Source organism: Pseudomonas sp. B21-053 (genome assembly GCF_026016365.1).
Lineage (GTDB): Bacteria > Pseudomonadota > Gammaproteobacteria > Pseudomonadales > Pseudomonadaceae > Aquipseudomonas > Aquipseudomonas nunensis.
The window spans coordinates 232,153-253,089 of the sequence record NZ_CP087205.1 but is presented as its reverse complement, the minus strand read 5'-3'; the positions used below and the strand labels follow the sequence as shown (position 1 = coordinate 253,089).

The following is a 20,937-nucleotide window of genomic DNA, read 5'->3' as shown; positions in this document are numbered from 1 at the left end:
TTCGGTTTAATGAATCTTGAAATCGATGGGCACGCTGACCCAGCCATCCTGGGCAACATCACCTTGCTTGGCCGGGACGAAGCTCCAACGCTTCACCGCGTTCAACGCGGCCTCGTCGAGCTGATCGCGACCACTGCTTTTCTGAATCTGGATTTCACCGGGCTTGCCGTTGGCCAGCACATGCACCCGCAACAACACCGTGCCTTCCCAACCGCGACGCTGAGCCAGGGACGGGTATTCCGGCGCCGGGTTCTTCAGGTACGCCGCGTTGGCCGAAGCGGGAGTCACCGGTGCCGGCGCGGGTGGCGCGGGCGGTGCCGGGGCCGCGACAGGCGCTGTGGGTTGTGGCGGCGCCGGTGGTTGCTCGACGGCTTTGGGAGCCGGTTTTGGCACAGGCTTGACCACAGGTTTTGGCTTGGGAATCGGTTTCGGTGGCGGCGGCTTCACGGCCAACTCGTCTTGCACCGGCGGAGGTGGCTCGACCACCGGTTGAGGCGGCGGTGGAGGTGGAGGCGGTGGAGGCGGCTCGACCACGGGCGGCGCCGGACGCGAAAACTCGATGGTCATCGGCGGAATTTCCGGCGGCACGATCGGCAGTTCTTTGATCGGCTGTTGATTGACCCAATAGATCACCGCGCCATGCACCAGCAACGCCAGCACGCCGAGCAGGATCGCTTCACGTCGGCTCAAAATACCCTTGGGCGCCCGCTGCAAACGCAACTGGCCCAACGGCACGCGATGCACCCGGCCGAGGTCGACCAACTCGCCACTCGGCGCCTGGCGCCAAAGCACCTCTTGTGCGCCGGCGGCGGTCTGGACATTGCCCATTGATTAACTCCCTGCGGTCTCTTTGCGAATAACCCCATACACCCGCTTATCCATCCCCCGCGCGGCGTATCGAGGGGCCAATCATTGGGCCAGACGCTTATCTCTTAAAGTAATCTTTAAAGTTATGGATAGATCCAGATCGAATATGAAAATCGGTCAAATTCGCCAAAGCCACGTCGTACAAGGCTTGCAGCGTAGCGCTGGAAAAACGATGCATTTCAAGCATTGAAAGTATTCGCGCAAGGCATCGTTTTATGAGGAAAGAGGATGAGAATCAACTAACAACAGCAGGCGTCACCCACAAATAAAAACAGGCTGATGCATGTTAAATGCATCAGCCTGTTGTTTATTACAGCGATGTTTATTGCTTGACGAATTCGCCACCCAACGTCACTACATCACCATCGAAGTTATTGCGCGAACCCGCAGCCCGTAGTCGGGAATAGTTGTGATCCGGCGAGAACAGCGTCCAGGCTTGGTAACCGGTGCCGTCATTCAGCCCGGTGAGGGTGATGATGGTCGGTTGGCCGGTGCTGTTCTGGAAGTGATAGTGCCCATAAGCGACATCGTAGTTCACCCCGCCCTGGCTCAGCTTGCCGCTGAAGGTCCCATTCGAGTCATTACCGTCGGTAATAACCAGTTTGGCGCCAGAGTTCGAGTTCACGTAAGTACCATTAATGCTCGACATGGTTCGACTTCCTTTATCTGTTAAATAAGTGTCTTCCGATGAGAGCAAGTTTCCTCCTGGAAACTCACGAAACAGAGCATGGTTCGACAATCGTTTATTGTCCACGCGGAAACAGACTTATTATTCGACGAAAATGCGATATCTACTATGCAGAGTCTTCATAAGTTATTCCGAAACAATCAAAGATTACTTCCGACAGTACTAAGCCAGTCAGAAATCATAGCGACCAGTTACGCCCAACGTCCGAGGCGTTCCGAGCAAGCCTTCATAACCACCATTCCCACCGGTCCACAATGTCGTGTAATAGGTTTTATCGAAGGCGTTTTTCAGCCACAGCGAGACATCCCACTGCCCCTGATTGAAGTCGCCACGCAGGCCTGTGGATAAGTTGACCACCGCATAACTCGGGATCTGCCCGTAATCGGAATCCTCCACCGTGCCCACGGCTTTGGAGCGGAAGGCGTAGCTGGCGGTGACGTACTCTTCGAAGCCGTTGCTCAGGTTCCATTTGTATTCGCCGTTGGCGTTGCCGATCCATTTCGAGGCACCGACCACCTGATGGCCGCTCAGGTCGCAAGAGGCCGGTGCGCCTGGGCGCAAGCTGACTTCCGGCGGGCACGGTGCATCTTTGTAGGAGAGGTAGCTGACGTCGTTGAAGGAGCCATTGAGGTTCAGGGTCAGGCCGCGCAACGGGATGATCGTGCTTTCGACTTCCACGCCGCGCGAGCGCACGGAGCCTGCGTTGGTCAGGTATTGCACGCGGTTGACGTCGTCGTAGGCGTTGGTCTGGTAGGCGTTGACCTGGGTCCAGAACACGTTGGCGTTGAGTTGCAGGCGGCGGTCCCACAGGGTGCTTTTGAAGCCGAGTTCGGCGTTGTTGGCGCGCTCGGTACCGATCAGCAACGAGTCGGCGCCTGCGGTGGGTGCGGAGCCGACCGCGAGGTTCACGCCTCCGGATTTTTCGCCGTGGGACAAGGTCGCGTAGCCGAGCAAGTCATCGGTAAAGCGATAACTGAGGTTCAACAGGCCGGAAGGGCTTGAGCTGTACTGATTCAGGTCGCCGGAGTCGTAGGCGCCCGTACGACCGCGTCTTGCCGTGGCCGCCGCGCCCGTTAACGCCGCACCACCTACCGGAGCATCACGCGTCACCCAAGCGTTTTTCTCTTCATAGGTGCCACGAACGCCAGCGGTAAAGTCCAGACGCGGGGTGAGGTGCCAAGTGCCTTGGGCGAATAGCGCAAAACTGTTGGTTTCGATATGGCCGTTGCCGACGCTGTCCACGTTGGCCAATGCGCCCCGTGGCGTGCCGTTCCAGATGTCCGCTTGCGGGCCGTAATAGGAGAAGGATTTGTTGTCCAGGTCCGAACCGAAGTAATAGGCGCCGAGCACGTAATCGAAGAATTCACCCTTGGGCGAGGCGAGGCGGAATTCCTGGGAGTACTGCTTATCCTCCACCGAAACTCCGGCGTTGTAGCTGGCCGGCACGTTCAAGCCATCGTCGTTACGCGGGGTGAAATTCCACCAGCGATAGGAACTGACCGACGTCAGGGTGAAGTCGTTCGGCAAGGTCCAGTTGGCCTCCAGCGACGTGCCGCCCTGATGCACCGTGACGTGTTGGTCGTTGTCCAGATTGACCTTGCGATGCGAGCCGTTGACTAAAGTCGCGCCCGCCGCAGTGGCCCGCGACTGGTATTGGTTTACGCCATTGATGGTCGGCCCGGTGCTGTACAGCACGCGGGTGCCGGCGCTGGAATCCTCTTCGTTGTAATCGCCGATCCAGCGCAGGTTGAACGACTCGTTGGGCTTGTACAGCAACTGCCCACGGAAGCCGTCGCGCGAACCGCCGTTCAATTCATTGCCGTTGAATTCATTCTTGATGTCGCCGTCGCTGCGGGTGCGATACGCGGAAAAACGTCCGGCGAGCTCATCGTTCAACGGGCCGGAAATCGTGCCCTTGGTCTGGAAGTAACCGTCCTCGCCCACCGAGGTTTCAATGCTGCGTTCCGGGGTAAATGTCGGCGCGCGGGTGCTGATGTTGATCACGCCGGCGGTGGTGTTCTTGCCGAAGAGCGTGCCTTGCGGCCCCCGCAGCACTTCGAGCTGTTCGATGTCCATCAGGTCGAACACCGCCATGCCCGGACGCCCGAGGTAAACGTTGTCGATGTAGAGCCCGACGCTGCCCTCCAGGCCATCGCTGGCCGGGTTGTTACCGAGGCCGCGGATCGACACGCTGGACTGGCGCGCATGCATGTAGGCGACGTTGACGCTCGGCACCAGTTGTTGCAGATCCTGAATGCGATAGACCCGCTGGGTTTCCAGGGCCTGGCCGCTGACCACGCTCATTGGCGTCGGCACATCTTGCGAACTTTCCTCCCGACGGCGGGTGGTAACGGTCACGGTTTCGAGTTGCGAACTGTCGGCCGTAGTTTTGCCAGCAGAAGCCGCTTCCGGAGTCGTGGTGTCGGCCGCATAAGCCTGGGCACTTCCCGCCAGCAACAGGGCCAGGGGCAGGCGTTTGAGCCGTCGGGGCGATAAGGGTGACGCAAGGTTCAACGGACTCATGGGGCGGCTCCTGGTCAAAAAACACGCAACGGCTTTTCGCACTGCATATTCTTTAAAGTTATTTATTTATGTTTTTACAAAGATTTACTGCATAAGAGATTGCCTTTATAAGGAGTCGACCTAATGCATATCCAATGCATTTGCCCGATATTTTTTATGTGAAAAATGCATATCGATTTGCGCCAGCTCAGACACTTCATCGCCCTCGCCGACCAGCGCAGTTTCGTCGCGGGTGCGCAGGCGGTGAACCTCTCGCAATCCGCCTTCAGCCGCAGCATCCAGGCGCTGGAACACAGCGTCGGCTGTCAGTTGGTGGATCGCGGACGCAAGGACCTAGCGCCGACCAAACAGGGTCAGGTGCTGCTCGAACACGCGCGGCGGCTGGTCAGCGGCGCGCAGCAGATGGCCAACGAGATCAGCCAGTTCAATGGCCTGGAGGCCGGCGAGTTGCGCTTCGGTTGCGGCCCCGCGCCAGCGGCGGGATTGATCCCGCGCGCGATCGGCGCCTTCATCGGGCGCTATCCGAAAGCGCGGGTGCAGTTTCAGGTGGACGATTGGCAGAGCCTGAGCAAGCGACTGCTGAGTGAGGAGTTTGAATTTTTCGTCGCCGACACCCGCTATTTCGAAGCGGACCCGGATTACCTGACCCAACGCCTGCGCCCGCGCAAATGGCATTTCTGCTGCCGCGCCGGGCATCCACTGGCGGGGCGCGAAAGTGTCAGCGCGGCGGAGTTGATGAGTTATCCGATGGCCGTCAGCATCCGCCCGCCGAACCTGCGCAAAGTCATCGTCGACCTGAGCGGCCGTCCGGATTTCACGCCGAATGTGGAATGCGAAAACAGCTACAGCCTGTTGAGCGTGGTGATGCGTTCGGATGCAATCGGGATTGTCGGCGCGTACGCCGATGCGCTGCATCATGCCAAGGGTGAATTGGTGTGTTTGAAGATTGATGGGTTGGCGGATGATCTGGAGGAGCTGTACACGCGGTACGGGATTGTCAGTCGTGCCGGGTATCGTTTGTCGCCGCTGGCCGAAGCGATGATTGCGCAGATCAAGGAGATTGATCAGCAGGATGAAGAGGTGTGTTCGCTGGAGAATCTTGCCGTCTGATAGGCCGCCTTCGCGAGCAAGCCCGCTCCCACAGGGGATTTGTGAACGACGCAATACCAATGTGGGAGCGGGCTTGCTCGCGAAGAGGCCAGACCAGGCGCCAATGCACCCACTGCATAAACCGCATTCCCCAAATGCACTTGCCTCAACCCCGCCCCACCAGCGAAAACCCTCGCCTGTCTTCCGATCGGTGAACCCCATGTCCCACACCCAAAAACCCGTGCGCAACGTGCTGTACATCATGTGCGATCAGCTGCGTCGCGATTACCTGTCGTGCTACGGCCATCCGCACTTGCACACGCCCAATATCGATCGCCTGGCCGCTGCCGGCGTGCGTTTCAGCCGCGCCTACACCCAAGGCACGATCTGCGGACCGTCGCGGATGTCGGCCTACACCGGTCGCTATGTCAGCAGCCATCAAGTGGCCTGGAACGCGGTGCCGTTGCCCCTGGAAGAACTGACCATTGGCGACTATCTGCGCCCTCACGGCATCCGCACCGCGCTGGTGGGCAAGACCCACGCCACGCCTAATCTGGATGCCTTGCAACGCCTTGCCATCGACCCGCTTAGTCAGCAGGCAGAGGTGTTGAATGAGGTCGGTTTCGAAGCCTTTTTCCGCCACGACGGGATCTTCCCCGACGACCCGCTATTCGACGACAAACGCGAGTCCGCGCCCTACACCCACTATCTGCGCGACCACGGCTTCGAGGGCCGCAACCCGTGGCACGACTGGGCCAACGCGGCCGAAGGCGAACGGGGAGAAGTCCTCAGCGGCTGGAAAATGCGCAACGCTCATTTGCCGGCACGTGTCCCCGAACAGCATTCGGAAACGGTCTACACCACCGACCGCGCCATCGACTTTATCGGCGAGCAAGGCGAGCAGCCGTGGTGCCTGCACCTGTCGTACATCAAGCCGCACTGGCCCTACATTGCCCCGGCGCCGTATCACGCGTTGTACGGCGCCGATCAGGTGATTGATCCGGTGCGCGCTGCGCCCGGCGATGCAAGCGATCATCCGGTGTACAACGCGTTTCGCCAGCATGAAGAGAGCCTGAATTTCTCCCGCGACGAGGTGCGCCTGAACGTGGTGCCAACTTACATGGGGTTGATTAAACAGGTCGATGATCAGCTCGGGCGGTTGTTCGATTTTCTGCAAAGCAATGGCCGCTGGGATGACACGCTGATTGTGTTCACCAGCGATCACGGTGACTTCCTGGGCGACCATTACCTGGGGGAGAAAGAGTTTTTGCTGGAGCCGGCGGTGGGGATTCCGCTGATCGTGCGCGATCCGCGTGTGGCGGCGGATGTCACTCGGGGTTCGGTGGATGATCGTCTCGTGGAAACCATCGATGCGTTGCCGACTTTCCTTGACGCACTTGGGTTGCCGAGCGCCGATCACCGGCTTGAAGGACGCTCGCTGATCCCGCTGCTGCACGGCAAGGAAACCGATTGGCGCCGCTATGCGATCAGCGAGTACGACTACGCCTTCCAGGCCCCTGCACGGGAGCGATTGGAGCAACCGATCGACCGTTGCCGCATGACCATGGTGCGCAGCGAGCGCTGGAAATACCTGGCGTATGACGGCTTTCGACCGCAGCTGTTTGATCTGCTGAATGATCCGCAGGAGTTGCAGAATTTAGGCGAGGATCCGACGTATGCGGCGGTACGCGAAGAGCATGCGGGGTATTTGTTCGAGTGGGTGCGCGGGTTGAAGCGGCGCACGACCATCAGTCATCAGGAGATTGATTTGCGCGGGCAGCGGTTTCGTTATGGCGAGCCCGAAACAGAGAAATTGGTCCAGATCGGCGTGTGGTAACCCAATCAAATTGTGGGAGCGGGCTTGCTCGCGAATGCAGTGTGTCAGGCAACATAGCTGCGACTGATACACCGCTTTCGCGAGCAAGCCCGCTCCCACAGGGTCCGTGTTTCAAGCGCCTTTAATGGTCTGACTCCGCTGCCCCGCCACGCCCACCGGCACTTCGCCCTTCAACGTCACCCGGCGAACAATCCGGTCCTGGGTGCCGTAATCATCCACCGCGTAATGCTGGGTCGAACGGTTATCCCAGATCGCCACATCGCCGGCCTTCCAGCGCCAGCGCACGGTGTTTTCCAAACGGGTTACATGGCTCTGCAACAAGCCAAATAAATGCGCCGAATCCGCCTGGGAATAACCCTTGATGCGCTTCACGAAATGCCCCAGCAGCAAGCTCTTCTCACCGCTGATCGGGTGCACGCGCACAACCGGGTGTTCGGTCTCGTAAACGGTGGAAGTGAAGATTTTGCGGTAGCGCTCCAGCTTCTCTGCCGACACGTCGGGCTTGGCGCCGGCGTAGTCGTATTCGTTGCTGTGCACAGCGGTAAGTTTGTCCGCCAGTTCGCGCAGCTCCGGCGCCAGTTCGTTGTACGCCGTCGCAGTGTTGGCCCAGAAGGTGTCGCCGCCGAACGCCGGGGCCACTACCGAGCGCAGGATCGAGGCTTTCGGGTAGGCGTCGACGAAGGTCACGTCGGTGTGCCATGAGTTGGCGCGCTGGCCTTCCGCGCCGTCGAGTTCCAGCAGGTAACGGGTGCCGTCGCGTACTGGTACGGTCGGGTGCGCCACCGGTTCGCCGAGCAAATGCGCGAAGGCTTCCTGGCTCTGGTCGTCGAGCTGGGTCTGCTCGCGAAAGAACACGACTTTGTACTGGACCAACGCCTGCTGGATCGCTTCGACGGTGTCGGCATCCAGCTCGCCGGAGAGTTGCACACCACGGATCTCGGCACCGATCCGACCGGCCACCGGATGGATTTCAAGCGCGTGAACAGCGGGTTTTACAGCTAAAGCGGCATTGCTCATGGGTAGACCCTCGATCGGACTGCTGACGGTTGAGCGGCAGCGAAACATTGCTCTATATATATTCAATTTAGGTCTAATAGATATTCGCATGCTTCGTTGACGGAATAAGAGCTTGCATTTAAAACCTCAAGCAACCTTCGTCGCAAATGCCTTCGAGCTATTTTTAGGATGCCGCAAAAGCATATGGATCTTCGCCAGTTGCGCTACTTCATCGCCCTCAACGAACACCGCAGTTTTGTCCGCGCGGCCGACGCCATGGGCATCACTCAACCGGCGTTCAGCCGCAGTATCCAAGGGCTGGAGCAAGAGTTCGGCTGCGTGCTGGTGGACCGTGGCAACAAGGATTTGCGCCCGACACCCGAGGGCCAGGTGGTGCTGCAACACGCCCTGACCCTGGTGCAAGGCGCGGCGTTGCTCAGCGCTGAAGTGACGCAGATGACTAAGCTCGACGCCGGTGAATTGCGCTTCGGTTGCGGCCCGGCGCCCGCGGTGAAACTGGTACCGGACGCAGTGGCGCAATTCATCAACGCGCACCCGAAAGTGCGCACCTGTTTCCAGGTGGATAACTGGGAAAAACTCAGCCGCGCGCTCAGCCGGGAAGAGATCGAATTCTTCATCGCCGACATCCGCCATTTCGAGGCCGACCCGAACTTCCAGACCCAGGCCCTGACGCCCAAGCGCGGCGTATTTTTCTGCCGGCCGGGGCATCCGCTGCTGGTCAAGGACAGCTTGTCGACCAACGACATGTTCGACTATCCGTTGGCGACCACATTGATCCCGCCGGGCATCCGCAAACTGCTGGCGAACCTCAGTGGGCGGATGGATTTTTCACCGACCATCGAGACTGAGCACTTTCCGGCGCTGGTGAAAGTGGTGCTGCAATCGAATGCCATCGGCATCGGCACGGAAGAGGCGTTTGTCGAGGACATTGCCAAGGGTTCACTGGTGCTGCTGCACTGGCGCAACTTGCCGCAGAACATTGAAAGCATGAACGCGCGGTGCGGGATTGTCAGCCGCACGGGGTTCCGGTTATCGCCGGCGGCGCGGGCGATGATTGAGACGTTGGTGGCGGTGGATAAGCAGCAGATTTCCGTCGCGGTTTAGGGCCTCTTCGCGAGCAGGCTCGCTCCCACATTGGATCTCCTGTGAACACATAATTTGTGAACACCGAAAATCAACTGTGGGAGCGAGCCTGCTCGCGAAGGCGCCCATACAGGCGCTAAAGATTCAGAGCTTGGCAGCAGCCAACTCAGGCACCACCCAATCCGTCACCTTGAACGGCTTGCGAATCAACTTCTGCTGCGAAGCCAAATCCACCGCATCCTGTAATTTCCCCAGGAACACCGGGTCCAGTGTCGACGGGAACACTTCGCTCAACTTCTGATCCTTCAGGTCCTGCTGAAGGATCACCGCCGGGTAACTGGCCAGCCCCGACACCAATTGAATGTACGCATCCTTGTTGCTGTCCTGGGTCAGCCATTCCACCGCTTGCTGCTGCGCCTTCAGCAATTTCGCGACGACATCAGGATGCTCGTCGACAAACTTGCCAGTGCCAACCAACACCGCCTGAACACTGCCCGCGCCACCCAGATCCTTGGTGTTCAACGGCAACTCGGCCAGCCCTTTGGCTTGCAACGCCGTCAGTCCGGAGCTGCCCCAGGAAGCATCAATCTGCTTGGCCGCCAACGCCGCGACCGCTCCGTTAAAGTCCAGATTGATCACCTTCACGTCTTTCTCGCTCAACCCCTGGCTGGCCAGCGCCGCGTCGAAGGACAACTGCGTAGCGGTGCCACGGAAGATCGCCACGCGTTTGCCTTTCAGGTCCTGCAGCGTCTTGATCCCCGAGCCGGGCACCACGCCCAGATACTGTTTCACGCCCCGTGCGGAGGCGCTGAGCAGCCGGGTATCCAGCCCATTCGACTTGCCAATGATCGCCGCCAGATCTCCCAGGTAAGCCAGGTCCACCTGACCATTGGCGAACGCTTCGTTGATCACCGGACCGGCGCCCTTGAAGAAGCTCCACTGAATCTTGATGCCCTGATCGGCGAAGGCTTTTTCGTAGATCTGCTGGTCGCGCAAGACATCCGCGATACCGCCGCCACTGTGTTGGGTACCGGCGCTGAGGTCGGGCACGGCGATGCGGATTTCCTTGAGTTCGTCGGCGTGGGCAGTGAACGCCAACAACCCCGCCAGCGCCGGAATGGCGAACAGACTGATGACACGTTTGAAAGGACGATTCATGGGTGCGGCTCCTGATGACAACGGCGTTGAGGAGCAGAACGTAGGCTGAATCGGAGCCAGCACTTAAATACTATAAATTCACATTTTTATATCTTTTAGATCTATGCCAGTCAGGACGCGGCTCTTGGGCGGGTATGCATAAACAGCATCGAAAATATTCTTCGAATGCATTGGATGCGTGTGGGCTGTAGGCCTTAAATGGCTTGGCTTATCTCTCAATAGTATTGATTTGAATTTTTATAGATCAAATTTGCATACACCTAAAATCCCTGTGGGAGCGGGCTTGCTCGCGAAAGCGGTGTTTCAGTCGCCATTAATATTGGATGTGCTGACGCTTTCGCGAGCAAGCCCGCTCCCACAAGGTCAAAAACGGAGGTCATCCATGGCCCGTGTTTCCCTTCTCAGCCTGCCGCTGCTTGCGCCGCCGCTCAACGGCCAGCGTCTTTGGCCGAGCCTGAGCCAACGACTATTGCCCTGGTTGCTGCCCGTCAGCCTGTTCGCACTCTGGTGGCTGGCCAGCCGCAATCACTGGATGAGCGAGCAAATCCTGCCGGCGCCGTCGCTGGTCTGGAGCAGCGCCGTCGAACTGTCCCAGGGTGAGTTGTGGAGTCATCTGTGGATCAGCCTGCAACGCCTGTTCTGGGGGTTGCTGGCCGGGGTCAGTGCCGGTGCCGTGTTGGGTGCAACGTTAGGTTTCAGTCGGCGTCTGGAGCGTCTGGTGTTCCCGACCTTCGCCGGGTTGGCGCAAGTCCCGACCCTGGCCTGGATTCCGCTGTTCATGGTTTTTTTCGGCATCGGCGAAGTGTTGAAACTGGTGGTGCTGGTGAAGGCCATTGTGGTGCCGGTGACGCTGCACACGTTGGTCGGCGTACGTGATGCGCAACCCAAACTGCGGGAAGCCGCCGCCGTGCTGCGACTGCCCACCCGCTTGTTGATTCGTCGTCTGGTGTTGCCCGCCGCGTTGCCGGCGTTCATGGCCGGCGTACGTTTGGCGCTCGCGGCCGGGTGGACGTCGCTGCTGGCCGTGGAATTGTTGGCTTCCAGTGAAGGTATCGGTTATCTGATGGTCTGGGCGCGGCAGTTGTTCATGCTCGACATCGTCTTCGTGGTGATCGTGGTGATTGGTGTGATCGGCGTGGCCATGGATCGCGGCATCGGCCTGTTGGACAAAAAACTGGTGCACTGGCCGCACCCGGCCACCGCCGAGATTCGCCGAGGCCCGCGTTATGAAGGCTGGCAAAGACTCCAACCCTGGCTGCTGCCTCTAGCGCTGCTGGCGCTGTGGCAAGTGACTACGGATCAGCAATGGATCGACGCGAATATTCTGGTCAGCCCTTTGGCGGTTCTGGAAACCACCTGGCACGGTTTGCTCGACGGCACTTTGATCGGCGGCATGGCCCTGAGCCTGGGCCGCACCCTCGGCGGTTTGTTGCTGGGTGGTGGTCTGGGGTTTGCGTTGGGCCTGCTGCTGGGTTTGTCGCGCACCAGTGAACGAGTGCTCGGCCCAACCCTCGCCGCCATCCGCCAGATCGCGATTTTCGCCTGGGTGCCGTTGCTCACCGCATGGTTCGGCCTCGGGGAATTGGCCAAGTGGGTGTTCGTCGCCCTCGCCGCGTTTTTCCCGCTGTTCATCGCCACCCAACGCAGCGTCGCCAATCTCTCGCCACAACTCAACGAAGCCGCGCAAGTGCTGCGCCTGAACCTCGGCCAGCGCTTGCGCCGTTTGGTGCTGCCGGGCGCAGCGCCAGGGATTTTCGCCGGCCTGCGCCTGAGCCTGATCTACGCCTGGCTCGGCACCATTGGCGCCGAATATTTCATGCCGTCCAACGGCGGCATCGGCAGCCAGATGATCGGCGCGCAACAACTGCTGCGCATGGACCTGATCATGGCCGGCATGCTCCTGGTGGGCCTGACCGGCGCCCTGCTCAACCTTATTGGCCAACGCCTGGAAATCCGCGCGACCCGCTGGAGACACGCATGAACGCACCAATTGTCAGCTTCAACCACGTGGGCAAATCCTTCGATGTCGACGGCTTCGAACTGGAGGCGATTCGCGAATTCAACCTGGACATTGCCGAGGGCGAATTCGTCGCCATCGTCGGCTCCAGCGGCTGTGGAAAATCCACATTGCTGCGGCTGCTGGTGGGGCTCGATACGCAGTTTCGCGGACAGATCACTGTGGACGGCAAAGCGGTCACCGGCATCGGTGGCGAGCGCGGCATTGTGTTTCAGGAACACCGTTTGTTCCCGTGGCTGACAGTGGCCGACAACATCGGTTTGGGCCTGGTCAACGAAGCGCTGAGCGCCGAGCAAAAGCAAAAACGTGTGAATGATTTCATCGAACTGGTCGGCCTTAGCGACTTCACCCGCGCCTACCCGCACCAACTCTCCGGTGGCATGGCGCAGCGGGTGGCGATCGCTCGAGGTTTGGTCGCCAGCCCTCGGATTCTGTTACTGGACGAACCCTTCGGCGCCCTCGATGCCCTGACCCGCCAGCAGATGCAGGACGAACTGTTGGCAATTCGCAGTCGGGCCAAGATCACCACGATCCTGGTCACCCACGATGTCGAGGAGGCGATCTTCCTTGCCGACCGCGTGGTGGTGATGGAGCCGCGTCCCGGCCGGATCAAGCAAGTGGTCGACATCGCCCTGCCCCATCCGCGCCAGCGCAGCAGTTTCGACTTCCACCAATTGCGCGAAGAACTGCTGCACGAACTGACCAGTGACGACCACTACCAACCTGCCGTGCCAGTGCAGATCCGCGACCTGCCGCTGTCCTTCATTGCCTGCTAAACAGGAGACTTTTGATGCCGCAACGTCCCAATTTTCTGGTGATCCTGGCCGATGACCTGGGCTTTTCCGATATCGGCGCGTTCGGCGGCGAAATCGCCACGCCGAATCTGGATGCCCTGGCCAACAATGGCCTGCGCCTGACCGATTTCCACACCGCGCCGACTTGCTCGCCGACCCGTTCAATGCTGCTCACCGGCACCGATCACCACATCGCCGGTATCGGCACCATGGCCGAAGCGCTGACCCCGGAGCTGATCGGCAAACCGGGTTACGAGGGGCATCTCAACGACCGCGTGGTAGCCCTGCCGGAACTGTTGCGCGAGGCCGGTTACCAGACGTTGATGAGCGGCAAATGGCATCTGGGCCTGACCGCCGAACTGGCGCCGCATGCACGGGGTTTCGAGCGTTCGTTCTCGCTGCTGCCGGGGGCGGCCAACCACTATGGTTTCGAGCCGACTTACGACGAACAGACGCCAGGCCTGCTGAAATCCACCCCGGCGCTGTACATCGAAGACGACACGTTCGTTGATGAGCTGCCGAAGGATTTCTATTCCTCCGACGCCTTTGGCGACAAGCTTTTGCAATACCTCAAGGAGCGCGATCAGACTCGGCCATTCTTTGCGTATCTGCCATTTTCCGCGCCGCATTGGCCGTTGCAGGCGCCGGCCGATGTAGTGGAAAAATATCGCGGGCGTTATGACGCCGGTCCCGAGGTGCTGCGGCTTGAGCGCCTGGAAAAACTCAAATCCCTTGGCTTGATCGATGCCGATGTCGAACCCCATCCGCTGATCCAACTCAACGCACAATGGGACGCCTTGAGCGACGAGCAACGGCAGGTGTCCGCGCGGGCCATGGAGGTTTACGCGGCGATGGTCGAGCGCATGGACTGGAACATCGGGCGTGTCGTTGATTACCTGCGCAAGCAGGGGCAGTTGGACAATACCTTCATCCTGTTCATGTCCGATAACGGCGCCGAAGGGGCGCTGCTGGAAGCCTTCCCGAAATTCGGTCCGGAGTTGCTGACCTATCTGAACCAGCATTACGACAACAGCCTGGATAACATCGGCCGCGCCAACTCCTACGTCTGGTACGGACCGAGTTGGGCCCAGGTCGCGACTGCGCCGTCGCGTTTGTTCAAGGCGTTCACCACCGAGGGCGGGATTCGTGTGCCAGCACTGGTGCATTACCCGCAGTTGTCGCTCAAAGGGCAGATCAGCCATGGGTTTGGCACGGTGATGGACATCACGCCGACGATTCTCGACTTGGCCGGCGTGCGGCATCCGGGCAAGCGTTGGCGGGGCAAGGACGTGGCGGAGCTGCGTGGTAAATCGTGGCTGGGGTTTCTGTCCGGCGAAACGGCGCAGGTGCACGATGAACACACGGTGACCGGGTGGGAATTGTTTGGACGGCGGGCGATTCGGCAGGGGCAATGGAAAGCGGTGTACATCCCCGGGCCGGTGGGGCCGGCGACCTGGCAGCTTTATGATCTGGGGAGTGATCCGGGGGAGATTCATGATTTGGCTTTAAGTCAGCCGGATAAACTCACCGCACTGATCGAGCATTGGCAGCGGTATGTGGATGAGACCGGGGTGATATTGAGTGAATCTCCGTTTCAGCCGGATTGATGTTGCCTGAGCGACCGCTTTCGCGAGCAAGCCCGCTCCCACATTGGATCTTCAGTGAACACAAAATTTGTGAACACCCGATATCCCTGTGGGAGCGGGCTTGCTCGCGAAGAGGCCATCAGACCCGCACACCTTCTACCGGTTGGCCCTGAACTTCCTCCTTGCGAACAAACCGATTCGCCCGCCCAAACGTCCCGAAATCATTAAACCTCACCCCCATCTCGCGCATGACCTTATGCGCCACCGGCACGGTCATCTGGCGGATGTAAAACGGTTCCTTCACCACAAAATGGTGAATCCCGTGGCTGCTGCCGAAGTTGAAGCAGAACGCCTGCATCGGCCACATCCACCATGGGTTCAGCACCTGGGTTTGCTGGATCACATTGCCCAGTTCAACGTCACCGTAGTAGTGCATGTTCGAGCTGACAAAGTGCAGGCAAAACGTGCGCAACACGTTCGGCCCGATGATCACCACTGCCGCGATGTCGATCACTTGCATCACCGACAACGTGGTCGCTGACCACTCAATCGGCGCGCCCAGCAAAGCCGCGATGCCATTGGCCGCGTGGAAGCCGAGAAACACATACCACGCGCCCCAATGCACCAACGCCAGCGGCGCATACACCTTCAACGTACGCTTGATGATGCTGAATTTGTGCGCCCAGGTTTTCGCCCGGAGCATGCGGATAAACGCCGACATCACGTTATCGCCGACCATCAGCAACCGCGCGATGCCCCAGGGTTCGCCATTGGTGATCGCCCGTTCTTCCATGTCGGTTTCGGTGCCGGACACCTTGTGATGGTTGAGGTGCAGATGCCGGCGGATCCACGGGTTGATCGTGCTCGGTCGCGCCAACCACACCAGGCCCATCATCAGGTTGTGCGGCAGCCGCTGTTTGCGGAAATACATGCTGTGGATCAGGTCGTGTTCCAGTTCGTGGGTCAACGAAGCGAAAAACGCGTTGAGCAACAGGCACACCCACCAGGCCATGTGCCCGGTGATGTAGAGCGCCGCCGAACCGATCATTCCGGCCAGCGCAAAGGCCAGAATGCCCGCGCCCAAGGCGTCCTGGTGGTTGAGAATCGGGTAGCTTTTTCGCAGTTCAACGCCTCTGGCCAGCACCACTTCGCGAATATGCGCTGATCGTTGGGCTGCATTCAGTCGCTGGGGACTTGCAGAAGTACCGTCCATGCTTCCATCCTCTGGTTATTGATGGTCACATCCTGCCTTGTGATGCATTCCAGGGTAGTAGCCGTGAACGCCAACCTGTTGACCGGAAGCGCCAATCAGCATGACTGAACCGACCTCCCTCGCCAGCTGGACCCGCGCCCTGCGCAAGCAACTTGATGCGCTGGGCCTCGACAGCACCGCCCTGTGCCAACAGGCGGGGCTTGACCCGCAGTTGATGGACGACCCTAACGCCCGTTATCCGTTGTCCAACACCACGCGCCTGTGGGAAATCGCCGTGCAAGTCAGCGGCGACCCGGCGATAGGCTTGCGGGTGTCGCGTTTTGTCAGCCCGACTACGTTTCACGCGCTCGGTTATGCACTGGTGGCCAGCGGCAGTCTGCGGGAAGTGTTCGAGCGGATCGTGCGGTATCACCAGGTGGTCAGCGATGCGCTGGAGCTGGAATTGACCCGCACCGAGGATCGCTACCGTTTTCGCTTGAAAGTCCCGCCCGGCAACCCGGCTCCGGCCTTCGAAGCCATCGACGCCTTTGCCGCGATCTACGTGCGCACCTGCCGCAATCGCCTGGGCCGCGACTACGCCCCGCTGGCGGTGTACCTGCGCCGGCCGGAACCGGCGGACCCGCACCAGTGGCACAAAGTCTTCCGCTCGCCGGTGTACTTTGCCGCCGACGAAGATCGACTGGAGTTCGCCCTGGTGGACTTCGACAGCCACCTCGACGACGCAAACCCGGAATTGGCCGAACACAACGAAACCGTGCTCAAGCGCACCCTGGCCCAGCTCAAACCGCTGACCTGGGAACGCAAAGTGCGCGACGCCATTGAAGAACAACTGCCCGAAGGCGAACCCAGCGCCGAACGCATCGCCCAAGCCCTGCACCTGAGCCTGCGCAGCCTGCAACGGCACCTGGCGGACGAGGGTTGTCGTTTCGATACGCTGCTCAACGAAAGCCGCGAAAACCTGGCGCTGCTGCACCTGCGCGACCCGCAGTGTTCGTTGAGTGAGATCAGTTATTTGCTTGGGTTTGCCGACACGAGCAGCTTCAGCCGCGCGTTCAAGCGCTGGACCGGAATGACACCGGGGCAGTTTCGGGATGGGTTGCGTTGACGAACCCGGGAAATGAGTTGCATGGGCCGGCCTCTTCGCGAGCAAGCCCGCTCCCACATTGGATCTCGGGTGTTCACAAATTTTGTGCCTACTGAAGATCCAATGTGGGAGCGGGCTTGCTCGCGAAGGCGATTGCCCAGTCACTGCAAATGCTTCATCGCCCCCGATCCCGCCGCAACAACTTGCGCACCCGCGCCACCAGTTCACTCACGGCAAACGGTTTGAGCAGGTAGTCATCCTCATGCAGCTCCAAGCCGCGCAAACGATCTTCGATGCCGTCCTTGGTGGTGAGGAACAGCACCGGGGTTTCGCCGAGCTTGCGGATTTGTTGCTGCAACTGCCAGCCGTTGAGGCCCGGGAGCATGACGTCGAGGATGATCAGGTCGTATTCGCCGGACTCGATGAAACGGCGGCCGTCCATGCCGTTGAGCGCCACATCCACCGAATAGCTCGCTTCGCTCAGGCCGTTGGCCAGGCGTTTGGCGATTTCGGGTTCGTCTTCCACTAACAGGACACGCATGGCACACCTCGATTATTCAGGGGTACAGGCTAGGCGCGTTTGGGCTGGTTGCCCATCACAAACTTCAACATATTCCTCCTGTGGGAGCGGGCTTGCTCGCGAAGGCGGAGTGTCAGTCGGCATTGAGGGTGGCTGACACGACGCCTTCGCGAGCAAGCCCGCTCCCACAGGGTTCGGTGGTGGCCGTTAGATTGTGGCGAGTGCTCGTAATCGTTCGGCATCGAGGATTTCGATTTCGCCATAGCCCAACCCGATAATCCCTTGGCCCTGCAACTCCTTGAGCATCTGGTTGGTGGTCTGGCGCGATAGGGACAGCATCGACGCCAGTTGCTCCTGGGGCAGTTGCAGCACTCGGCGCGGCGGGTCGATTTCTCCGTAGCCTTCGGCAATCATCAGCAGGCGATGGGCCAGGCGCGCCGGGGCTGGCATCAGGCTGAGCTGTTCGAGGTTGATGAAGGTCAGGCGCAGTTTGTGGCTCATCAGCAGCGCCAGCTGCCGCCAGTACAGCGGTTGTTCATCGAGCAGTTTCAGCAGCGCCGACTGCGGGATATGCAACAGCGTGCACAGCCCGGCGCCGAACGCATCGTGGGTGCGTGGCTGGCCATCGAACAGGCAGATTTCGCCGAACCAGTGCGGCGGTTCCACCAGGCTCAGCAACGCCTCCTTGCCCTGCTCGCTCACCGCACCGATACGCACAGTGCCTTCGAGCACCGCATACAAGCCGCACGGCGGATCGCCGCGTTTGAACAAGCGTTGCCCCGCCGTCAACCGTCGCACCCGGGCCAGCGCCAGCAGACTATCCTGTAGGGAAACGGGTAAATGACTGAACCACTGCCCACTCATCAGGCGTGGGCGCCAGACCTGCATATCCATTAACTCTCCTAGAGATTGTCGCCTGGCTGACAGAGCGAACACTGTACCCGGGGCATGATCAATCACCCTACAGGAGGAATAACAATGAAAAGCCTCGTTGACCATCTCAGTCAATACGCCGCCTACCACCGTGATCCGCGCAATATCGCCAGCCACTTTATCGGTATTCCGCTGATTGTGGTGGCGGTGGCGGTTTTGCTGTCGCGGCCGCAATGGGCCGGCGGCTGGGTTTCGCCGGCGATGTTGGTGGCGTTGGCGTCGGCGTGGTTTTACCTGCGCCTGGAACTGCGCCTCGGGGTGCTGATGACGGTGTTGCTGGGCTTGTGCATTTGGGCGGGTCAACTGCTCGCGCAGCAAAGCACGATGGTCTGGCTGAGCAGCGGCGTGGGGATGTTTGTGATCGGCTGGGCGATCCAGTTTGTCGGCCATCACTATGAGGGGCGCAAACCGGCGTTTGTCGATGATGTGACGGGATTGATTGTCGGGCCGTTGTTTGTAGTGGCGGAGTTGGCGTTTTTGCTGGGGTTGCGGCGCGACCTCAAGGAGCAGATTGAGGCGCGGGTTGGCGGGGTGAGAATTAATCCGAATCGCGCTGCGGCGTAGGACGCCTTCGCGAGCAAGCCCGCTCCCACAGGGAATTTATGTACGCCATAGATCCAATGTGGGAGCGGGCTTGCTCGCGAAGCTTTTGCTTTAGATGTTGGCGACTTTCTGCCAAACCTTGGGCTTGAAGAACAACGTCTCGCCCTTGGCCAAGCCAACCAGGCTGTCGTGATCCTTCACCACTTCGGCCTCGATCAATTCGCTCTGCCCTTCCACCTTCAATGTCACCCGGGTGGTGGCGCCCAGCGGCCGGATATCCCGCACTTCAGCCGCGTGGTGATCCTCCAGCTCATGCCGCGACAGCGACACTTCGTGCGGACGGAACAGCACGTGATTGTCGTCGCCCAAGTGCAGACGGTTCGAATCACCGAGGAAGTGATAAACGAAATCGCTGGCCGGGTTTTCGTAGACGTCGCCCGGTGAGCCGATCTGCTCGATCACACCTTTGTTCATCACCACGATGCGGTCCGCAACTTCCATCGCCTCTTCCTGGTCGTGGGTCACAAACACGGAAGTCAAGTTGATGTCTTCGTGCAGCCGCGCCAACCAGCGACGCAGTTCCTTCCGAACCTTGGCATCCAGTGCGCCGAACGGCTCGTCCAGCAGCAAAACCTTTGGCTCCACTGCCAAGGCGCGGGCCAGGGCAATCCGCTGGCGCTGTCCACCGGACAGTTGCTCGGGGTAGCGATCCGACAGCCAATCCAGTTGCACCATGTTCAGCAGTTCGTGGACTTTCACCGCGATCTGGCTTTCGCTCGGGCGCTGGTTTTTCGGCTTCATGCGCAGGCCGAACGCGACGTTGTCGAACACCGTCATGTGGCGAAACAAGGCGTAGTGCTGGAACACGAACCCGACGTTGCGATCACGCACGTCATGGCCGGAAACGTCTTCACCGTGGAACACGATGTTGCCCTGGTCCGGGGTTTCCAGGCCGGCGATGATCCGCAGCAGCGTGGTCTTGCCGCAACCGGACGGGCCGAGCAGCGCCACGAGTTCGCCGCTGTGGATGTCCAGGCTGATGTCGTTCAGGGCCTTGAACGCGTTGAAATTCTTGCTGACGTTACGCACTTCGATCGACATGAGTTATTCCTCCGCGGCGCTGGCGCGCAGGCGGTTAATACGGTTTTCGCTCCACTGCTTCAGCAGCAGGATGAAGAGCGCCATGATCAGCAACAGGCTCGCCACAGCGAACGCGGCCACGTGGTTGTATTCGTTGTAGAGGATCTCGACGTGCAGCGGCAGGGTGTTGGTCACCCCGCGAATGTGCCCGGAAACCACCGACACCGCACCGAACTCACCCATCGCCCGCGCAGTACACAACACCACGCCGTAGATCAGGCCCCATTTGATATTGGGAACGGTGACGTGCCAGAACATCTGCCAGCCATTAGCGCCGAGCAAGCGCGCGGCTTCTTCTTCCTGGGTGCCTTGTTCCTGCATCAGCGGGATCAGCTCACGGGCCACGAACGGCACGGTGACGAAAATCGTCGCCAGCACGATGCCCGGCAAGGCGAAGACGATCTGGATGTCGTGATCCTGCAACCACGGTCCGAACAGGCCCTGGGCGCCGAACATCAGCACGTAGACCAGACCGGCGATCACCGGCGATACCGAGAATGGCAGGTCGATCAGCGTCACCAGCATGCTCTTGCCACGGAACGAGTATTTACTCACGCACCACGCCGCGCTGACGCCGAACACCACGTTCAGCGGCACCGAAATCAGCACCGCGATGACCGTGAGTTTCAGCGCCGACAAGGCGTCCGGTTCAAAGATCGCAGTGAAGAACGCGCCCAGGCCGTTTTTCAGGCCTTGGGACACCACGATAAACAGCGGCAGCAATAAAAACAGAGTGAAGACCAGCCAGCACAGGCCGATCAGGATGCGCCGCGAGGTGGCACTGCCACGGCGCGCAGCGTTGGCCGAAGAGGCGGCCGCAATAGACGATTGGGACATTATTCGCG

The 20,937-nt window shown here is 59.9% G+C and carries 18 protein-coding genes; 8 read left to right on the top strand and 10 right to left on the bottom strand.

What is annotated here, in order from left to right:
- Positions 1 to 6: 6 nt before the first annotated feature.
- From LOY68_RS01090 to LOY68_RS01080, 3 genes are all read right to left on the bottom strand, one after another.
- Complete coding sequence (locus LOY68_RS01090) at positions 7 to 828, bottom strand: energy transducer TonB (protein WP_265042453.1); 822 nt, start codon at positions 826 to 828, stop codon at positions 7 to 9.
- A 361-nt stretch (positions 829 to 1,189) separates the two neighbouring features.
- Positions 1,190 to 1,516: a hypothetical protein gene (locus tag LOY68_RS01085; RefSeq protein ID WP_163907699.1), complete on the bottom strand. Its 327-nt coding sequence runs from the start codon at positions 1,514 to 1,516 to the stop codon at positions 1,190 to 1,192.
- Positions 1,517 to 1,726: 210 nt separating this feature from the next.
- Entirely contained in the window at positions 1,727 to 4,078 is a 2,352-nt protein-coding gene (locus LOY68_RS01080) for a TonB-dependent receptor (RefSeq protein WP_265042452.1), read from the bottom strand.
- 165 nt (positions 4,079 to 4,243) lie between these two features.
- Here LOY68_RS01080 and LOY68_RS01075 point away from each other — a divergent pair, with 165 nt between their 5' ends.
- Together LOY68_RS01075 and LOY68_RS01070 are read left to right on the top strand one after the other, a co-directional pair.
- Positions 4,244 to 5,188 (top strand): LysR family transcriptional regulator, encoded by a 945-nt coding sequence (locus LOY68_RS01075; RefSeq protein ID WP_054047877.1) that lies wholly within the window; start codon positions 4,244 to 4,246, stop codon positions 5,186 to 5,188.
- A 199-nt stretch (positions 5,189 to 5,387) separates the two neighbouring features.
- Positions 5,388 to 7,004, top strand: a complete 1,617-nt coding sequence (locus tag LOY68_RS01070; protein ID WP_265042451.1) for an alkaline phosphatase family protein — start codon at positions 5,388 to 5,390, stop codon at positions 7,002 to 7,004.
- 111 nt (positions 7,005 to 7,115) lie between these two features.
- On the opposite strand, the gene LOY68_RS01065 is transcribed toward LOY68_RS01070, so the two are convergent.
- Positions 7,116 to 8,021 carry a TauD/TfdA dioxygenase family protein gene (locus tag LOY68_RS01065; RefSeq protein WP_054616568.1) on the bottom strand — a complete coding sequence of 302 codons (906 nt, stop codon included), beginning with the start codon at positions 8,019 to 8,021 and terminating at the stop codon, positions 7,116 to 7,118.
- 183 nt (positions 8,022 to 8,204) lie between these two features.
- On the opposite strand from LOY68_RS01065, the gene LOY68_RS01060 reads away from it, so the two are divergent.
- Positions 8,205 to 9,125, top strand: a complete 921-nt coding sequence (locus LOY68_RS01060; protein WP_054047883.1) for a LysR family transcriptional regulator — start codon at positions 8,205 to 8,207, stop codon at positions 9,123 to 9,125.
- 123 nt (positions 9,126 to 9,248) lie between these two features.
- Here the strand turns inward: LOY68_RS01060 and LOY68_RS01055 are convergent, their stop codons facing one another.
- Positions 9,249 to 10,262 (bottom strand): ABC transporter substrate-binding protein, encoded by a 1,014-nt coding sequence (locus LOY68_RS01055; RefSeq protein WP_163907694.1) that lies wholly within the window; start codon positions 10,260 to 10,262, stop codon positions 9,249 to 9,251.
- Positions 10,263 to 10,644: 382 nt separating this feature from the next.
- Here LOY68_RS01055 and LOY68_RS01050 point away from each other — a divergent pair, with 382 nt between their 5' ends.
- Genes LOY68_RS01050 through LOY68_RS01040 form a run of 3 tightly spaced genes read left to right on the top strand, consistent with a single transcriptional unit; the run spans position 10,645 to position 14,680 of the window.
- Positions 10,645 to 12,243, top strand: coding sequence for an ABC transporter permease (locus LOY68_RS01050; RefSeq protein ID WP_265042450.1), 1,599 nt, complete (start codon positions 10,645 to 10,647; stop codon positions 12,241 to 12,243).
- Positions 12,240 to 13,055: an ABC transporter ATP-binding protein gene (locus tag LOY68_RS01045; protein WP_163907692.1), complete on the top strand. Its 816-nt coding sequence runs from the start codon at positions 12,240 to 12,242 to the stop codon at positions 13,053 to 13,055. Before LOY68_RS01050 ends, LOY68_RS01045 begins: the two co-directional genes overlap by 4 nt.
- A 14-nt stretch (positions 13,056 to 13,069) precedes the next feature.
- Positions 13,070 to 14,680: an arylsulfatase gene (locus LOY68_RS01040; protein WP_265042449.1), complete on the top strand. Its 1,611-nt coding sequence runs from the start codon at positions 13,070 to 13,072 to the stop codon at positions 14,678 to 14,680.
- A gap of 118 nt (positions 14,681 to 14,798) precedes the next feature.
- On the opposite strand, the gene LOY68_RS01035 is transcribed toward LOY68_RS01040, so the two are convergent.
- A complete protein-coding gene (locus tag LOY68_RS01035) occupies positions 14,799 to 15,872 on the bottom strand; it encodes a fatty acid desaturase (RefSeq protein ID WP_265042448.1) in 1,074 nt (357 codons plus the stop codon).
- A 100-nt stretch (positions 15,873 to 15,972) separates the two neighbouring features.
- On the opposite strand from LOY68_RS01035, the gene LOY68_RS01030 reads away from it, so the two are divergent.
- Positions 15,973 to 16,977, top strand: a complete 1,005-nt coding sequence (locus LOY68_RS01030) for an AraC family transcriptional regulator (RefSeq protein ID WP_054047895.1) — start codon at positions 15,973 to 15,975, stop codon at positions 16,975 to 16,977.
- Positions 16,978 to 17,131: 154 nt separating this feature from the next.
- Here the strand turns inward: LOY68_RS01030 and LOY68_RS01025 are convergent, their stop codons facing one another.
- Positions 17,132 to 17,497 (bottom strand): response regulator, encoded by a 366-nt coding sequence (locus LOY68_RS01025; protein WP_054616574.1) that lies wholly within the window; start codon positions 17,495 to 17,497, stop codon positions 17,132 to 17,134.
- Between the two features lie 186 nt (positions 17,498 to 17,683).
- Positions 17,684 to 18,370 (bottom strand): Crp/Fnr family transcriptional regulator, encoded by a 687-nt coding sequence (locus LOY68_RS01015; protein WP_054050205.1) that lies wholly within the window; start codon positions 18,368 to 18,370, stop codon positions 17,684 to 17,686.
- An 84-nt stretch (positions 18,371 to 18,454) separates the two neighbouring features.
- On the opposite strand from LOY68_RS01015, the gene LOY68_RS01010 reads away from it, so the two are divergent.
- The gene (locus LOY68_RS01010) at positions 18,455 to 18,973 is read left to right on the top strand and encodes a DUF962 domain-containing protein (protein WP_265042447.1); all 519 of its coding nucleotides are present in this window, start codon (positions 18,455 to 18,457) and stop codon (positions 18,971 to 18,973) included.
- Positions 18,974 to 19,063: 90 nt separating this feature from the next.
- On the opposite strand, the gene LOY68_RS01005 is transcribed toward LOY68_RS01010, so the two are convergent.
- Both LOY68_RS01005 and cysW read right to left on the bottom strand, forming a co-directional pair.
- The gene (locus LOY68_RS01005) at positions 19,064 to 20,053 is read right to left on the bottom strand and encodes a sulfate/molybdate ABC transporter ATP-binding protein (RefSeq protein WP_054050209.1); all 990 of its coding nucleotides are present in this window, start codon (positions 20,051 to 20,053) and stop codon (positions 19,064 to 19,066) included.
- 3 nt (positions 20,054 to 20,056) lie between these two features.
- Positions 20,057 to 20,929 (bottom strand): sulfate ABC transporter permease subunit CysW, encoded by an 873-nt coding sequence (cysW, locus tag LOY68_RS01000; protein WP_054050211.1) that lies wholly within the window; start codon positions 20,927 to 20,929, stop codon positions 20,057 to 20,059.
- Positions 20,930 to 20,937 lie beyond the last annotated feature (8 nt).

Bases quoted from the DNA above. Each gene is read 5' to 3' on its own strand.
- LOY68_RS01090 (WP_265042453.1), bottom strand. From the start codon at position 828: ATGGGCAATGTCCAGACCGCCGCCGGCGCACAAGAGGTGCTTTGGCGC.
- LOY68_RS01085 (WP_163907699.1), bottom strand. From the start codon at position 1,516: ATGTCGAGCATTAATGGTACTTACGTGAACTCGAACTCTGGCGCCAAA.
- LOY68_RS01080 (WP_265042452.1), bottom strand. From the start codon at position 4,078: ATGAGTCCGTTGAACCTTGCGTCACCCTTATCGCCCCGACGGCTCAAA.
- LOY68_RS01075 (WP_054047877.1), top strand. From the start codon at position 4,244: ATGCATATCGATTTGCGCCAGCTCAGACACTTCATCGCCCTCGCCGAC.
- LOY68_RS01070 (WP_265042451.1), top strand. From the start codon at position 5,388: ATGTCCCACACCCAAAAACCCGTGCGCAACGTGCTGTACATCATGTGC.
- LOY68_RS01065 (WP_054616568.1), bottom strand. From the start codon at position 8,021: ATGAGCAATGCCGCTTTAGCTGTAAAACCCGCTGTTCACGCGCTTGAA.
- LOY68_RS01060 (WP_054047883.1), top strand. From the start codon at position 8,205: ATGGATCTTCGCCAGTTGCGCTACTTCATCGCCCTCAACGAACACCGC.
- LOY68_RS01055 (WP_163907694.1), bottom strand. From the start codon at position 10,262: ATGAATCGTCCTTTCAAACGTGTCATCAGTCTGTTCGCCATTCCGGCG.
- LOY68_RS01050 (WP_265042450.1), top strand. From the start codon at position 10,645: ATGGCCCGTGTTTCCCTTCTCAGCCTGCCGCTGCTTGCGCCGCCGCTC.
- LOY68_RS01045 (WP_163907692.1), top strand. From the start codon at position 12,240: ATGAACGCACCAATTGTCAGCTTCAACCACGTGGGCAAATCCTTCGAT.
- LOY68_RS01040 (WP_265042449.1), top strand. From the start codon at position 13,070: ATGCCGCAACGTCCCAATTTTCTGGTGATCCTGGCCGATGACCTGGGC.
- LOY68_RS01035 (WP_265042448.1), bottom strand. From the start codon at position 15,872: ATGGACGGTACTTCTGCAAGTCCCCAGCGACTGAATGCAGCCCAACGA.
- LOY68_RS01030 (WP_054047895.1), top strand. From the start codon at position 15,973: ATGACTGAACCGACCTCCCTCGCCAGCTGGACCCGCGCCCTGCGCAAG.
- LOY68_RS01025 (WP_054616574.1), bottom strand. From the start codon at position 17,497: ATGCGTGTCCTGTTAGTGGAAGACGAACCCGAAATCGCCAAACGCCTG.
- LOY68_RS01015 (WP_054050205.1), bottom strand. From the start codon at position 18,370: ATGGATATGCAGGTCTGGCGCCCACGCCTGATGAGTGGGCAGTGGTTC.
- LOY68_RS01010 (WP_265042447.1), top strand. From the start codon at position 18,455: ATGAAAAGCCTCGTTGACCATCTCAGTCAATACGCCGCCTACCACCGT.
- LOY68_RS01005 (WP_054050209.1), bottom strand. From the start codon at position 20,053: ATGTCGATCGAAGTGCGTAACGTCAGCAAGAATTTCAACGCGTTCAAG.
- cysW (WP_054050211.1), bottom strand. From the start codon at position 20,929: ATGTCCCAATCGTCTATTGCGGCCGCCTCTTCGGCCAACGCTGCGCGC.